This window comes from Streptomyces sp. R35, assembly GCF_041053035.1.
GTDB classification, from domain to species: Bacteria; Actinomycetota; Actinomycetes; order Streptomycetales; family Streptomycetaceae; genus Streptomyces; species Streptomyces lutosisoli.
Map to the genome: position 1 here is coordinate 4,065,430 of NZ_CP163440.1, position 13,852 is coordinate 4,079,281.

14 protein-coding genes are annotated in these 13,852 nt (G+C 71.2%); 9 read left to right on the forward strand and 5 right to left on the reverse strand.

The features are described from left to right. Nucleotides 1-86 precede the first annotated feature (86 nt). The 4 genes from AB5J50_RS18620 (at nt 87) to AB5J50_RS18635 (ending at nt 3,716) form a co-directional block, all read left to right on the forward strand. Nucleotides 87-779, forward strand: coding sequence for a polysaccharide deacetylase family protein (locus tag AB5J50_RS18620; protein WP_369265436.1), 693 nt, complete (start codon nt 87-89; stop codon nt 777-779). Then, a complete protein-coding gene (locus tag AB5J50_RS18625; RefSeq protein ID WP_369259467.1) occupies nt 779-1,885 on the forward strand; it encodes a glycosyltransferase in 1,107 nt (368 codons plus the stop codon). The genes AB5J50_RS18620 and AB5J50_RS18625 overlap by 1 nt, the downstream gene beginning before the upstream one ends. Before the next feature lie 23 nt (nt 1,886-1,908). Further along, nucleotides 1,909-2,562 carry a lipopolysaccharide biosynthesis protein gene (locus AB5J50_RS18630; RefSeq protein ID WP_369259469.1) on the forward strand — a complete coding sequence of 218 codons (654 nt, stop codon included), beginning with the start codon at nt 1,909-1,911 and terminating at the stop codon, nt 2,560-2,562. 62 nt (nt 2,563-2,624) lie between these two features. Next, the gene (locus AB5J50_RS18635; protein ID WP_369265437.1) at nt 2,625-3,716 is read left to right on the forward strand and encodes a GNAT family N-acetyltransferase; all 1,092 of its coding nucleotides are present in this window, start codon (nt 2,625-2,627) and stop codon (nt 3,714-3,716) included. 22 nt (nt 3,717-3,738) lie between these two features. On the opposite strand, the gene AB5J50_RS18640 is transcribed toward AB5J50_RS18635, so the two are convergent. Beyond that, nucleotides 3,739-5,088 carry a glycosyl hydrolase gene (locus AB5J50_RS18640; RefSeq protein WP_369259471.1) on the reverse strand — a complete coding sequence of 450 codons (1,350 nt, stop codon included), beginning with the start codon at nt 5,086-5,088 and terminating at the stop codon, nt 3,739-3,741. A 190-nt stretch (nt 5,089-5,278) separates the two neighbouring features. Here AB5J50_RS18640 and AB5J50_RS18645 point away from each other — a divergent pair, with 190 nt between their 5' ends. After that, complete coding sequence (locus AB5J50_RS18645) at nt 5,279-6,598, forward strand: ATP-grasp domain-containing protein (protein WP_369259473.1); 1,320 nt, start codon at nt 5,279-5,281, stop codon at nt 6,596-6,598. After that, on the forward strand, nt 6,598-7,869 hold the full coding sequence (locus tag AB5J50_RS18650) for an NAD(P)-binding domain-containing protein (RefSeq protein ID WP_369259475.1): 1,272 nt from the start codon (nt 6,598-6,600) through the stop codon (nt 7,867-7,869). Before AB5J50_RS18645 ends, AB5J50_RS18650 begins: the two co-directional genes overlap by 1 nt. A 94-nt stretch (nt 7,870-7,963) precedes the next feature. Here AB5J50_RS18650 and AB5J50_RS18655 read toward each other — a convergent pair whose 3' ends face one another. The 3 genes from AB5J50_RS18655 to AB5J50_RS18665 form a co-directional block, all read right to left on the reverse strand. Continuing rightward, entirely contained in the window at nt 7,964-8,974 is a 1,011-nt protein-coding gene (locus AB5J50_RS18655; RefSeq protein WP_369265438.1) for a chaplin family protein, read from the reverse strand. A gap of 130 nt (nt 8,975-9,104) precedes the next feature. Further along, complete coding sequence (locus AB5J50_RS18660; protein ID WP_369259477.1) at nt 9,105-9,365, reverse strand: chaplin; 261 nt, start codon at nt 9,363-9,365, stop codon at nt 9,105-9,107. A gap of 216 nt (nt 9,366-9,581) precedes the next feature. Further along, complete coding sequence (locus tag AB5J50_RS18665; RefSeq protein WP_369259479.1) at nt 9,582-9,995, reverse strand: rodlin; 414 nt, start codon at nt 9,993-9,995, stop codon at nt 9,582-9,584. Nucleotides 9,996-10,243: 248 nt separating this feature from the next. Here AB5J50_RS18665 and AB5J50_RS18670 point away from each other — a divergent pair, with 248 nt between their 5' ends. The 3 genes from AB5J50_RS18670 to AB5J50_RS18680 are packed head-to-tail and all read left to right on the forward strand — an operon-like array spanning nt 10,244 to nt 11,824. Then, nucleotides 10,244-10,657, forward strand: a complete 414-nt coding sequence (locus tag AB5J50_RS18670; protein WP_369259481.1) for a rodlin — start codon at nt 10,244-10,246, stop codon at nt 10,655-10,657. A gap of 43 nt (nt 10,658-10,700) precedes the next feature. Further along, nucleotides 10,701-11,366 carry an LCP family protein gene (locus tag AB5J50_RS18675; protein ID WP_369259483.1) on the forward strand — a complete coding sequence of 222 codons (666 nt, stop codon included), beginning with the start codon at nt 10,701-10,703 and terminating at the stop codon, nt 11,364-11,366. A 47-nt stretch (nt 11,367-11,413) separates the two neighbouring features. Next, complete coding sequence (locus AB5J50_RS18680; protein ID WP_369259485.1) at nt 11,414-11,824, forward strand: rodlin; 411 nt, start codon at nt 11,414-11,416, stop codon at nt 11,822-11,824. A gap of 108 nt (nt 11,825-11,932) precedes the next feature. Here AB5J50_RS18680 and AB5J50_RS18685 read toward each other — a convergent pair whose 3' ends face one another. Further along, a complete protein-coding gene (locus AB5J50_RS18685; protein ID WP_369259487.1) occupies nt 11,933-13,852 on the reverse strand; it encodes a long-chain fatty acid--CoA ligase in 1,920 nt (639 codons plus the stop codon).

Here is a 13,852-nt window from a genome sequence, read left to right on the forward strand (position 1 = left end):
GCACTACAGACACCACAGGCGCCAGAGGCATCGGAGACACCAGACGCACCGCGAGACACGCGGCCCATCCGCTCCCCTGGGTGGCCATGTACCACTCCGTCGGCGACTGCTCCGACGACCCGTACCGCGTCACGGTCTCCCCGGACCGCCTCGACCAGCAGCTCCGGTGGCTCCGGCGGCGCGGTCTGCGCGGTGTGAGCATGGCCGATCTGCTCGCCGCCCGCGCCCGCGGCCGGGGAGAGGGCCTGGTGGGTCTCACCTTCGACGACGGGTACGCCGACTTCGTCGAGTCCGCCCTTCCCTTACTGCACCGCCACGACTGCGGCGCCACCCTCTTCGTCCTGCCCGGACGGATGGGCGGCGACAACGCCTGGGATCCGCGCGGCCCCCGCAAGCCGCTGCTGAGCAAGCAGGGCATCCGGCTCGCCGCCGCCTCCGAGGGCATCGAGGTCGGCTCGCACGGACTCACCCATGTCGATCTGACCCAGGCCGACGACGCGCTCCTGCACGCCGAGGTCGCCGGAAGCAGAGCGGTGCTCTCGGAGTTGATCGGTGCTCACATCGGCGGCTTCTGCTACCCGTACGGGACCCTCGACCGCCGGGTCGTCGACGCCGTACGCGGCGCCGGATACACGTACGCCTGCGCGATCGACCCCGGCCCGCTGACCGGCCCGCACGCCCTGCCCCGCGTCCACATCGGCGAGAACGACACCGCCGTACGCCTGCTGCTCAAGCACCGGCTGCACCGCGTGCGCCGACGCCCGGTCGAGGGGGTCTGATGAAGGCCCTGCACATCATCACCGGCCTCGGCGTCGGCGGCGCGGAGCAGCAGCTGCGGCTGCTGCTGAAGCACCTGCCCGTCGACTGCGACGTGGTGACGCTCACCAACCCGGGCGCGGTCGCCGAGGGGCTCACCGACGACGGCGTACGCGTCATCCACCTCGGCATGGCCGGGAACCGCGACCTGGCCGCGCTCCCCCGCCTGGTGAAGGTGATCCGCGCCGGCCGGTACGACCTCGTGCACACCCACCTCTACCGGGCCTGCGTGTACGGGCGGCTCGCCGCGCGCCTCGCCGGGGTGAAGGCCGTCGTGGCCACCGAACACTCGCTCGGTGACTCGCAGATGGAGGGGCGCAGGCTGAGCGCGGGCGTCCGCGCGCTGTACCTGGCCAGCGAGCGCCTGGGCCGGTCCACCGTCGCCGTCTCGCCGACCGTCGCCGACCGGCTGCGCCGCTGGGGCGTGCCCGGACCCCGCATCGAGATCGTGCCCAACGGAATCGACGTGGCCCGCTTCCGCTTCGACCCGCTGCTGCGCGAACGCACCCGCCGCCGGCTCGGACTGCCGGAAGGCGCGTACGTCGTCGGAGGCATCGGCAGGCTCACGGCGGCCAAACGGTTCGACGTCCTGATCCGCGCGCTGTCCCAACTGACCGGCGACTACTGGCTGTTGCTGGTCGGCGGCGGCGACGAGGAGAGCGTGCTGCGGCGGGCCGCGCAGCAGGCCGGGGTCGCGGACCGGGTGCTGTTCACCGGCGAGCGCCCCACCGGCGGCTTCCCCGGAGCGGATCTGCCGTCGCTGATAGCCGCCATGGACGTCCTCGCCTCGCCCTGCGCCGAGGAGGCGTTCGGGCTGGCCGTCGTGGAGGCGATGGCGGCCGGACTGCCGGTGCTGTACGTCTCCTGCCCGGCCGTCGAGGACCTGCCCCCGGGCGCCGCACGGGGGGCCCGCCGTGTCCAGGGCGGCGCGGACTCGTTCGCCCGCGCCCTGGCCGGGGTCCGCGCGCAGGGCCCCGCGCCCCGCTCGGTACCGCACGCCGCCCACCACTACTGCATCACGCGCAGCGCCGCACAGCTCATGGACGTGTACGCGGCCGCTGTCTCCTGAACCTGACTGAGAGTGAGTTGCTCATGACCGAAAACCCCACCAGAGGCCACCGCCCGACGGGAACCCTCGCCCGCGCGAGAACCCTGCCGCCGTGGTCCCTGCTCGCCGCCGGCGCCGTGCTCGGCGGACTGCTCGGCGGCACGTACGGCGTGATGAAGACCCCGACGTACACCGCCACCAGTTACGTCATCGCCGTACCGACCAAGAAGGGGGACCCGGCGTCCGCGCTCGGCTTCGCTCAGGCGTACGGCCGCGTCGCCACGCAGCTCGCCGTGCTCGGGGACGCGCAGGTGTGGGCCGGAGTGCCGGTGAAGACGCTCCAGCGGAGCGTGCAGACCGCGACCTCGCCCGACGCCCCGATGGTCGCCGTCTCGGCCACCTCCGCGCACCCGGACCTCGCCGCCGACATGGCCAACGCCGTCTCACGCTCCTTGACCCAGCACGCGAGCGACAGCCAGGACACCACCCACATCAAACTCGTCTCGTTCTCCCGCGCGGTGACGCCGACCCAGGCGTCCTCGCCCCCGGCGACGGTGACGGGTCTGGTGGGCGCCAGCGCGGGCGGGCTGCTCGGCGGGCTGCTGCTGCTCGTGCGCCCCCGGCGAACCGCGGACTCCGCACGCCCGGCCTCCGTGCCGAGCCCGGCCCCCGCCGCCGATGTGCACAGGCAGCTGTGAGCGGCACTCTGCGGGCCGACATCAGCACCGGAGCCGGCATCAGGACCGGGGCCGGCCGGGCGCTGCGGGCCGAGCTCTGCACCGACGAACGCGAGTTCGCCGAGCTGGGCCCGGCCTGGGGCCGCCTGTACCGGCGGTGCGGTGCGGCCACCCCGTTCCAGAGCCACGCCTGGCTGCACTCCTGGTGGCTCTCGTACGGCACACCCGGGCGGCTGCGCCTGGTGGTCGTGCGCGACGGCGGTGAACTCCGGGCGGTCGCGCCGCTGATGAGCGTCCGCCGGCCGCTGCCCGCGCTGGTCCCGCTCGGCGGGGCGATCTCCGACTACGGGGACGTACTCATCGACGACGAGCACAGCGACCGGGCGGCGGCGACCCTCACCGAGGGGCTGTCCGCGGCCGCCCGCACCGCGCTGATCGACTTCCGCGAGGTGCGGCCCGGCGGTGCGGTGGAGCGGATCTACGAGCGCTGGCGCGGACCGCGCCGCCGGGTGCGGGACTCGCTGTGCTTGGAGCTGCCCGCCACCTCGATGGACGAACTGGTGGGCCGGCTCCCGTCGGCGAAGGCCCAGCGCGTACGGGCCAAACTGCGCAAGCTCACCGCGCTGGGGGTCGAGCAGCACGCCGTACACCCCGACGAGGTGGACGCGGCGCTGCGGCGGCTGCTGGAGCTGCACCAATTGCAGTGGGAGGGCCGCAAGGTGACGTCGGAGCACCTTCAGGAGCGGTTCTCCGAGCATCTGGTCCGGTCGGTGGGCCCGATGGTGCGCTCCGGGGACGCGGTCGTCACCGAGTTCCGGCTCGACGACACCGTGATGGCCGTGGACCTCACCCTGCTGTCGCGGAGCATGGCGGGCGGCTATCTGTACGGCGCCCATCCGGGGCTGCGCGAACGCAAGGCGGATGTGGCGGTGATGCTGCTCAACGCCTGCGCCCAGCACACCGAGGCGGGCGGACGCGGGGCGCTGAGCCTGCTGCGCGGCGACGAGCCGTACAAGCACCACTGGCGCCCGGACCCCGTCGTCAACCAGCGTCTGCTCCTCGCCCGGCGCCGCACCGCGCCACTGATGTCGGCCGTGGTCTGCGATGTCGCCGCGCGGCGCCGCGGCAAGGAGCTGGTGCACCGTTGGAGGGAGCGCGGTGGTGGCAGGTCCTGAACGACCTGCCACCCTCCCGGTCTCACCGGGTGCGCGACCACCAGTCCAAGCGCAGACACAGCTTCCCGCCGAGCCAGTACTCGACCCAGTCGCCCAGGTCCAGCGGCGAGCAGTTGGGCGGGTGCACCGGCGTGGGCGGAACGGTCGGCACGGGTGTGGGGTCGGGCGTGGGGTCGGGTGTGGTGTCGGTGCGGCCGAAGAGCGCCGAGCGATACACCTCGGACGCCTTCGGGTTCTGTCCGCACTGCCACACGCCGTGCGGGCAGTAGTCGGTGAGCGTGTTGTACAGCGGCTTGTGCTCGTCCATCCACGCGAGCATGCGCTTCATGTACGACGGGTTGTCGCCGTTGCGGAAGAGACCCCATTCAGGATAGGAAATGGGCTTGCCGTGGGATTTCGCGAAGTCCACGTGCGCCTGAAGGCCGAACGGCTCTTTCACCTGCTCGTCGAATGACAGCCCCGCCGGCTGATCGTACGAATCCATGCCGATGATGTCGACCGTGTCGTCCCCCGGATAGCACTGCGTCCAGGGAATGGCGTCCTGGCCGCGATTCGGGGCGAAGTCGAACCGGAATTTTTGTCCCGGCACCGCCCGCATGGTGGTGACGATTCTGTTCCAGTACTTCTTCCAGGCCTCCGGGTCGGGACCACAGCGATGGGTGTACGTAGTGCCGTTCATTTCCCAGCCGAGCACGATGACGGTGTCCGGCACCTTCAGCTCGACCAGCCGCTCGGCGAGCGCGCGGAAATGGTGGTCGAACTGTCCGGCCGCTCCCTCGCGCAGCAGGCGGCGCACCTCGGCGGCCGGCACATGCTCCTCGTTGCGCTCCAGCATCGGCACGTTGAGGACGAGCATCCGGTCGTCCTTCTCCTCCCGCCAGTCCGCCCAGGCGTCGAGGAATCCGGGCCTGCCCTCGATGTTGCTCCAGCGGTCGCCCGGCAGATATGTGTGCCCGACCCGCAGCTCGGCGCCGCCCAGCCAGTTGCTGAGCTGCTCGATCCGGGCGATACCCCTGGGGCCGAAGTCGAGGTAGGCGCCGATGGCGGGGACTTCCCCGGTGGGCTTCGGCTCGGCCGCGGGCGCTGTGGTCTCCGCGGGCGTGGCGGGCGGCGTGAGGGCCGGCGTCTCGACGGTCGCCGGTGTGACGTCCGGTGCGGGCGGTGCCACGACGTCGGTGGTCGAGGAGGCGGCCGGCGGCGTCACCGACGCCGGAGTCACCGACGTCGGTGTCGGCGCCGGAGGATCGGCGACCCGCACCACCCCGGCACCCACGGCGTATGCGGGACCCGACGCAAGGGCGACCGACGCGACGATACCGGCCGCGACGCACGCCAGCGGTCTGCTCCGGGGCCGTTGCTGCTGTGGGGCCATGTCTGCTCCTCTCTCCACTTTGCTGCTCCGTTTTATTCGCTGCGCTCGTTGCACACCACGTGCTTGACGCTCAGATTTGCCTTCCCGCTACTGACACCCAGTCATATAAATACCCATTCCGCCAACCGGGGCTTCGGCCTTCGACCGTGACGTTCACTCGCGCGTGTGACCGATCCGAAGGAAACTGTCCGTGCCGATTCTTGACACCCGCGTCCCTGCCGTTCTCCTGCGGATCGACCGGAATCCCTTTCACCATGGAACGCTGGGGGCCGCACGCTCACTCGGCAGAGCGGGCGTGGAGGTGCATGTCGTCGCCGATTCCGAGGGAAGTCCCGTACGCAGATCGCGTTTTGTCTGTGAGATGCATCCCCCGCCACCGCCCGGTTCATCCGCCACGGAATTCGTGACCGTATTGCGCCGAGTGGCCGCCCGCGTATCCCGCCCCGCCGTACTGGTCCCGATGGATGACGCAAGTGCCGTGGCGGTGGGCCGGCTGCGCGAGGAACTCACCCACGGCTATCTGCTGCCGCAGCAGCCCGGCCCGCTCGCCGAGCGCGTGGCCGACAAGTCCGAACTGGCCGCCGTCTGCGAGAGCGTGGGCATTCCGCACCCGGTGACGCTGGTCCCGGAGAGCCCGGCGCAGGCGGCCGCGGCGGCCTGGCAACTGGGGCTGCCGGTGGTGGCGAAGTGGAGCCGCCCCTGGCTGGTGCCCGCCGGAGCGGGGCTGCGCAGCACGGTGGTGGTGCGCTCGGCGCAGGAGGCGCAGTCGCTGTATCTGCGCGCCGAGGAGGCGGGCAGCCGGCTGCTGCTCCAGGCCTTCCTGCCGCCCGGGCCCGACCGCGACTGGTTCTTCCACGGGTACGCCGACCGGTCCGGGGCGCTGTCCGGCGGCGGGCCGGGCCGCAAGCAGCGCGCCTGGCCGCGCGGCGCCGGGCTGACCGCGGTCGGCCGCTGGACGCCGAACCCGCAGCTCCAGGCGCTCGTCGAACAGCTCATCGGGACGCTCGGCTACCGCGGCATCTTCGACCTCGACTTCCGCAGGGACGACACGACGGGCCGCTACCACCTGCTCGACTTCAACCCCCGCCCCGGCGCCCAGTTCCGGCTCTTCGCGGACGGCGCCGGCCTGGACGTCGTACGCGCCCTGCACCTGGATCTGACACACCGTCCACTGCCGGACCCGGCGCCCCTGCCGGGCCGCGCGTTCGTGGTGGAGAACTACGCCCCGCTCAGCGCGCTGCGGCCGCGCGCCGAGGAGTGCGAGCTGGCCTGGCACGCCCCGGACGACCGCGCCCCCGGCCTCGCGATGTGGGGCCTGTGGTGCCGCCATGTGGCGCGGCGCCTGCTGGAACGCGTACGGCGGCTGCTGCCCGGGCCCGTCGCGGCGCCTCGGACGACGGCGGGCACGGCGGCGGACGCCCCGCTCGTGCGACCCCTCGGCGGGCCGATTTCCCTGACCGACTCCCTGACCGACTCCCTGGCCGACGACGAGAAAGCGAGCAGCTGCTGATGTACGACCTCCTGGTGGTGGGAGCCGGCCCCTACGGCCTGTCCATCGCGTCCCACGCCGCGGCGGCCGGGCTGAGCCTGCGCGTCCTCGGCAGGCCCATGGCGTCCTGGCGCGACCACATGCCCCGCGGCATGTTCCTCAAGTCGGAGCCGTGGGCGTCCAGCCTCTCCGACCCCGAGAACCGCTGGCGCCTGGACACGTACTGCGCGGGCCGGGGCGTGGAGGCGCGGCACGGCGAGCCGATCCCGGTCGAGATGTTCGCTTCGTACGGCCTGTGGTTCGCCCGCAACGCCGTGCCGGACGTCGACGAGCGCACCGTCGTCCGCGTCCAGGGCTGCCCCGGCGGCTTCGAGGCGACCACCGAGGACGGCGCGGTCCTGCGCGCCCGCACGGTCGCCCTGGCCGTCGGCGTCATGCCCTTCGTCGAGGTGCCCGCCGCGCTGCGCGGCCTCGGCCCCGCGTATGTCTCGCACAGCAGCCACCACGGCGAACTCTCCCGCTTCCGGGGCCGCGATGTCACGGTGATCGGCGGCGGCCAGGCCGCGCTGGAGACGGCGGCCCTGCTCGCCGAACAGGGCACGCGCGTACGGGTCCTGGCCCGCGCCGGCCGGCTGAACTGGAACGACGTGCCCCCTGCCTGGGAGCGCCCCTGGTGGCAGTCGGCCCGCTCCCCGCACAGCGGACTGGGCTGCGGCTGGCGCAACTGGTTCTACGCCGAGCGCCCCGGCCTCTTCCACCGCCTCCCGGAGACCACCCGCGCCCGGATCGCGGCCACGGCACTGGGTCCGGCGGGCGCGTGGTGGGTGCGCGACCGCGTCGAGCCCGTGGTCGAGCTGATGCTGGGTCACGAGGTCGCGGCGGCCTACGCGTCGGGGGGTGGCGTACGGCTGGAAACGGTGACCCGCGGCGGCGAGCTGACGTCCCTGGAGACCGAACACGTCATCGCGGCCACCGGGTTCACGGCGACCCGCGAGCGGCTCGGGCTGCTCTCCGACGAGCTGCGCGGGAGCCTCGCGGCGGTGGCCGACGGTTCACCTGAGGTCGGCCGGTACTTCGAGTCCTCGGTGCCGGGCCTCTTCATGGCGGGCCTGGTGACGGCCTCCGGCTTCGGCCCCGCCATGCGCTTCGTGCACGGCGCGTCCTTCACGGCGGGCACGCTCGTACGGGGCGTGCGGCGACGGTTGCGCACAGGGCCGACGGGCGGGCGGATCCCGGCGCCCACGGCGCGGCAGCGGCGCGCGGCGGACATGGAGCTCGGCGCGGGACGCTGAGCGACGGATACTGACACCGGATCAGGAGCCAGGCTCCGGAACCGGCTTGGGTGCCGGGCGCGACGAGGCGTCCGGCACCCAGAGCGAAAAGCTTCTACCGGCGGGACGCGGCTCGGCCTCGTCGGTAGAGCAGGGTTCCTCCTGCCAGCAGGGCGACGCCGGCGGCAGAGGCCGCGAGCACGTCCTCACTGCCGGTGTGCGCCAGTGTGGCGGGCGGACCAAGGGGCTGGTCGTGACCCGTGGGCGGCGGACCGGGAGGCTGGACGTGGCCCGTGGGGGGCGGGGTGCTGGGCGGGGTGTTGTCCGTCGGAGGCTGGTCATGGCCCGTCGGCGGAGGGGTGTTCGGAGGAGTCGTGGGCGGGGTGTGCGTCGGAGGCTGGTCATGGCCCGTCGGCGGCGTGTCCTCGTTGGCGCACTCGTTGCCGTAGGCGGGGTTGAGGAGGCCGATCACGTCCACCGTGTCGCCGCAGACCCCGACCGGAACGTCCACCGGCACCTGGGCGTGGTCGCCCGACCCGACGCCGGGCGAGTCGTGCGTCTCTCCGGACGCCGAGGAGCCGGACGAATCGCCGTACGGACCCGTCGAGTCACCGTAGTCGGAGCTGCTGCCGGAACTGCCGCCGGAGCCCTCGTCGTAGCCCTGGCCGTAGTCCCCGCCGTAACCGCCGCCGGAGCCCTCGCCGTAGTCCCCGCCGTAACCGCCACCGGAGTCCTCGCCGTAGCCACCGCCGTAACCGCCGCCCGAGTCGCCGGAGCCGTAGCCGTAGCCGGACGAGTCGTCATCGTGGGAGGAGGGGGAAGAGGGGGCGGAGTGCCGCGGCGCACCGTGCGACCGGTGCGACTCGTGCGACCTCTGCGAGCCGTCCGATCCCGAGGCGTCCGATCCCGAGCCGTTGGCACAGGAGTTCCCGAACGCCGGGTTGAGTGCGGCGACGATGTTGACGGAGTTGCCGCATGCGTTCACCGGCACGTCCACCGGAACCTGGACGGCGTTGCCCGACGCGACGCCGGGCGAGTCCGTGGCCGCTCCGCTCGCGTCCGCGTCCGCGAAGGCGGGGGCGGCGTAAAGAGACAGGATGCTCGTCGCAGCCGCGGCCACGACCATTCCCCTGCTCAGGGTCTGTCGCAATCTCGTTGTCTTCCTGCTTGAAGAAGTAAGGAAAGCCGGCCCTGGAACCAAAGAGGCGGTCCAAGGCCGGCCGTGACACAGTCGAGGCAGCTGGTCTGCCGTCGCGTCAGTCGTCGTTGGCGCAGGCGTTGCCGAGCGTCGGGTTCACCAGGCCGATGACGTTGACCGTGTTGCCGCACACGTTGATGGGAACGTGCACGGGAACCTGAATCACATTGCCCGAGATGACGCCCGGGGAGCCGACAGCAGCAGCTTCGGCGCCGGCGTCGGCGAAGGCCGGGGCGGCCATTCCGAGAGCCATGATCACGCCGGCGACGACGGCAGCGCTCTTCTTGAGCTTCACGTACTTTCCCTTCTCTGTGGTCATGCCCCTTTGACGGCCGAAACCGAGCGAGCACAGCATGAACGGCTCGCACCATGACCTGCAGGCTGTAAACGAGGGATGGACAGCCGAAGAAACTAAAGAACGCAAGCCGCTTGGGAATTCACTCGAATTGCCCTGCGCCGAATTGACCACAGAAGAGCTCGGGCCGGCCCGAGCGCGAAATGCAGCGGGCGACCCGAGCCGCTTCGGTGCGACCGATCAACTGCCGCTGGCGCCGTTGCCCGAGCCGACCGGGATGTTGTCCAGGATGTGCGAGAGCGGCTCGTCGCCCTTGGCCTGGGTGGAGTTCTCGGTGCACTGCTGGTTCTGCGGGGCCGAGAGGACCGGGACGTCCTGGAGGGCGCCGACCGGTACGACACCGACGACCGAAGCCACGTTCAGCTTGGCCGGCAGACCGATGCAGAGCTTGTTCAGCGAGCCCTGGACGAGCGACATCTGGGGGCTCAGCTTGCCGTGCGTGTCCTGGTTGCCGTACGACTGCTCGGCACCGTTCCCGTTCTCGGTGTGGACGCCTTCGTCATTGCCGATGGCGAGCGCCTGGGGGGCGGCCGCCGCCGAGACACCGACGACGGAAGCCGCGACCGCCGCCGCAGCCATTGCCTTCTTGAGCATTTTTACGGTCCTTTCCTGCACAGAGACGCATTCCTGCTCCCACCTCAACCGGCGGCGGCGGGATTGGTTTCGATGCTTCACCCGGTTGGCTGGTTCACGGTCACGGAATTCACGGAACAACATGCGCGCAGACGCGCTGAACAGGGCGTTCGCATGGGCCATTGGAGTGAAACGGAGCAACCATGCGAGCCGGAGCCAGTTGTCCAAGGTGCTCCGGTGGACGGGGTTACTCCAGAAGGGATCAGCAAGTGATCAAGAAGGTTATGGCTGCTGCGGCGGTCGCCGCTTCCGTCGTCGGAGCCACGGCTGCCGCGGCGCCCCAGGCGCTCGCGATCGGCAACGACGGCGGCGTCCACACCGAGAACGGCAACGGCGCCTCGCAGATCTACGGCAACCAAGCCACGTACGGCAAGTACAGCCCGCAGCTGGCGCTCGTCCAGGGCTCGCTGAACAAGCCCTGTGTCGGTCTGCCGGTCAAGGCCAACCTGGCCTCGATCGCCGGCGTGGTGCCGGTCACCGCTCTGCAGGACGTCCCGATCCTCTCGGCCCCGCAGAACCAGCAGTGCACCGAGAACTCCACCCAGGCCAAGGGCGACGAGCCGCTCTCGCACATCCTGGACAACATCCCGATCCTGTCGGGCAACGGCGCCAGCGGCAGCTGATCTGCCGACGCGTACAACGGGCCGCCGAATTCTCGGCGGCCCGTTGGCTTACCTGTCGGAACTCCGGGATCGGATCAGTGTCGTCAGCCTGCCGCGTCATTCCCTCGCCGAAATTCCCGCGTATCGCGACGTTTTCTCCGGACACGAGTTCCCGGCACATCCGGCGAAACTCAACAGCGCGTACGCGGAGGGCGGTGCCCCCCTCACGGTACGCACCGTCGAGGACATGACGCATATGAAAATCGATCGCTATCTGCAGGTCGATTTCCGGCGCTTCATGGACGCCGTCGACGCATTCGGCGGGGTCGAGGTGTGCACCGGACGGCCGTTGAAGGATTCCGCCACCAAGCTCGACCTCGCGCCCGGGAAGCACCGGCTGGGCGGCGGAGAGGCGTTGCAGTACGTCCGCTCGCGGCACGTCGACGGCAGCACCGACCTCGGCAGGATGCAGCGCCAACAGCGGTTCCTGGTCTCGGTGTTGCACCGGTTGAAGCAGCTGAACACCGATCCGGTGGCAATGGCGCGCGTGGCCCACGCGCTGCTCGATTCCACATGGCCGGAACCCGGTTTCGGTGTCGGGAAGCTGCGCGAGGACCGTCCGCTGATCCGTCCGGGGGAGCTCACTGGCGTGCTCGTGACGGGCGGTCTCCCTCGCGCGCTGGGCCAAACGGGGCACAACCCGCAACCGCACCGTCCGCCGCCCTGTTGATCATCACGCGGCTCTGCAACGGAGTCCGCTCACCGAAGGGAACGAACATGAAGAAGCTGTGGGCGACCGCGGCTATTGCCGCCTCCATCGCCGGTGTCTCGGCCGCCGCCGCGCCCCAGGCGCTGGCCATCGGCAACGACGAAGGCGTCAGCACCGAGAACGGCAACGGCTCCGTCCAGAAGTACGGCAACCAGCTCACGGGCGGCGACCTGAGCCCCCAGATGTCGCTGGTGCAGGGCACGCTGAACAAGCCGTGCATCGGTCTCCCTGCCAAGCTGAACGTTGCCTCGGTCGTCGGCGTGGTGCCCGTCACCGCTCTGCAGGACGTCCCGATCCTCTCGGCCCCGCAGAACCAGCAGTGCACCGAGAACTCCACCCAGGCCAAGGGCGACGAGCCGCTCTCGCACATCCTGGACAACATCCCGGTGCTCTCCGGCAACCTGGCCAAGGACAGCTGAGCGCAGCACCACGAGAGCGGGCCGCCGGGCAGATCGGCGGCCCGCTCTTCGCTGTTCCCGACGCGTGTTCCCGACGCCTGTTCCCGACGTGTACCCCGACGCGCGTACTCAGCCCCGGTAGAGCGCCTCGATGTCGGCCGCGTACGCCGCTGTCACCGCGTGCCGCTTGACCTTCAGGGACGGGGTGAGCAGGCCGTTGTCCTCGGTGAACTCGCCGGCCACCAGGGCGAACCGGCGGATGGACTCGGCCCGGGAGACCGCCTCGTTCGCGTAGTCCACGGCCTTCTGGACGTCGGCGCGCATGCCGGGGTCGAGGGCGACCTCGGACAGCGGGGTGTCCGCGGGCCGTTTGCGGACGGCGAGCCAGTGGGCGACGGACTCGGGGTCCAGGGTGATCAGGGCGGCGACGTAGGGGCGGTTGTCGCCGACGACGAGGCACTGGCCGACCGGCGGACGGCTGCGCAGCCGGTCCTCCAGGACGGCCGGCGAGACGTTCTTGCCGCCGGAGGTGACGAGGATGTCCTTCTTGCGCCCGGTGATGGTGAGGTAGCCGTCGTCGTCGAGCGCGCCGAGGTCTCCGGTGGCGAACCAGCCGTCCGTCAGTACGGCGTCGGTCGCGGCCGGGTTGTTCCAGTAGGCGCCGAAGACGATGCCGCCCTTGATGAGGACCTCGCCGTCGTCGGCGATGCGGACGGCCGTGCCCGGGACCGGGAGGCCGACCGTGCCGGGGCGGGGTTTCAGGGGCGGGACGACGGTGGCGGCGGCGGTGGTCTCGGTCAGGCCGTAGCCCTCGTAGACGATGATTCCGGCCGCGTAGAAGAAGAGGTTGAGGTTGCGGTCCAGCGGGGAGCCGCCGCTGATGGCGTAGTGGGCGCGGCCCCCGAGTTCCTTGCGGATACGGCGGTAGACCAGCAGGTCGTACAGCGCCCAGGCGGCGTACAGGCCGGGCCCCGGCCCCTTGCCCACGCCGAGGAACTTGTTCAGGTACGCCTCCCCGAAGCGGACCCCGATGCGGTCGGCGCGGTCGAAGGAGGCGCCCCGGCCGAGCTTCTCCGCGGTGGCGCGTCCGGTGTCGTGGATCTTCTCGAAGAGGTACGGGACGCCGACCAGGAAGGTGGGGCGGAACTCCCGTAGTGCGGGCCGGAGTTCGTCGGGCTTGATGCTTGGGCAGTGGCCCAGCTCGATGCCGGCCATCAGGCAGGCGATCTGGAGGGTGCGGCCCATGATGTGGGCGAGCGGGAGGAAGAGGAGGGTCGAGGCGGTCTGGCCGGTGACCTCCTTGAAGATGGGGTGCAGCAACTCGACCGTGTTGGCGGCTTGCGCGTGCAGGTTGGCGTGTGTGAGGACACAGCCCTTGGGTTTGCCCGTGGTTCCGGAGGTGTAGCAGACCGTCGCGACCGTGTCGGGGGTGAGGGTGGTGCGGCGCTTGGCGACCTCGTCGTCGGGGATGTCCCGCCCCTGGGCGGCGAGTTCACCGATGGCGTCCCCGTCGAGCTGCCAGACGCGCGGGGGTTCGGGGTGCCGCGCCGTGCCGGTGGCCACGGTGGCCGCGTTCTCGGCGGTCTCGACGATCACGAAGCGGGCCCCCGAGTCCCTTACGATCCACTCCACTTGCTCGGCGGACGAGGTCGCGTAGACCGGAACGGTCTGGCCGCCGGCCGCCCAGATCGCGAAGTCGAGGACCGTCCACTCGTAGCGTGTGCGCGACATCACCGCGACCCGGCCGCCCGGTTCGAGCCCGGCGGCGATCAACCCCTTTGCCGTGTCGGTTACTTCACGGGCGAAGGCGGCCGCGGTGACCGGCTGCCAGCTGCCGTACTCCTTGCGTCGCAGGACGACCGCGTCGGGTGCTTCGGCCGCGTTGGCGAAGGGAAGGTCGGCGGTGCTGCCGTCGGCGGGGGTCGCCGCCAGCGTGGCGGTACGCGCCTCACGCACCGTGCCGTCCGCGTCCCTGACCAGCTCCACCTTGCTGCGACTGGCCAGGTCGGTGCGCTGCCTGGCCCGTTTCAGATCCTTGCGTACGCCCAT

Bases quoted from the DNA above. Each gene is read 5' to 3' on its own strand.
- AB5J50_RS18620 (WP_369265436.1), top strand. From the start codon at position 87: ATGTACCACTCCGTCGGCGACTGCTCCGACGACCCGTACCGCGTCACG.
- AB5J50_RS18625 (WP_369259467.1), top strand. From the start codon at position 779: ATGAAGGCCCTGCACATCATCACCGGCCTCGGCGTCGGCGGCGCGGAG.
- AB5J50_RS18630 (WP_369259469.1), top strand. From the start codon at position 1,909: ATGACCGAAAACCCCACCAGAGGCCACCGCCCGACGGGAACCCTCGCC.
- AB5J50_RS18640 (WP_369259471.1), bottom strand. From the start codon at position 5,088: ATGGCCCCACAGCAGCAACGGCCCCGGAGCAGACCGCTGGCGTGCGTC.
- AB5J50_RS18650 (WP_369259475.1), top strand. From the start codon at position 6,598: ATGTACGACCTCCTGGTGGTGGGAGCCGGCCCCTACGGCCTGTCCATC.
- AB5J50_RS18655 (WP_369265438.1), bottom strand. From the start codon at position 8,974: ATGGTCGTGGCCGCGGCTGCGACGAGCATCCTGTCTCTTTACGCCGCC.
- AB5J50_RS18660 (WP_369259477.1), bottom strand. From the start codon at position 9,365: ATGACCACAGAGAAGGGAAAGTACGTGAAGCTCAAGAAGAGCGCTGCC.
- AB5J50_RS18665 (WP_369259479.1), bottom strand. From the start codon at position 9,995: ATGCTCAAGAAGGCAATGGCTGCGGCGGCGGTCGCGGCTTCCGTCGTC.
- AB5J50_RS18680 (WP_369259485.1), top strand. From the start codon at position 11,414: ATGAAGAAGCTGTGGGCGACCGCGGCTATTGCCGCCTCCATCGCCGGT.
- AB5J50_RS18685 (WP_369259487.1), bottom strand. From the start codon at position 13,852: ATGGGCGTACGCAAGGATCTGAAACGGGCCAGGCAGCGCACCGACCTG.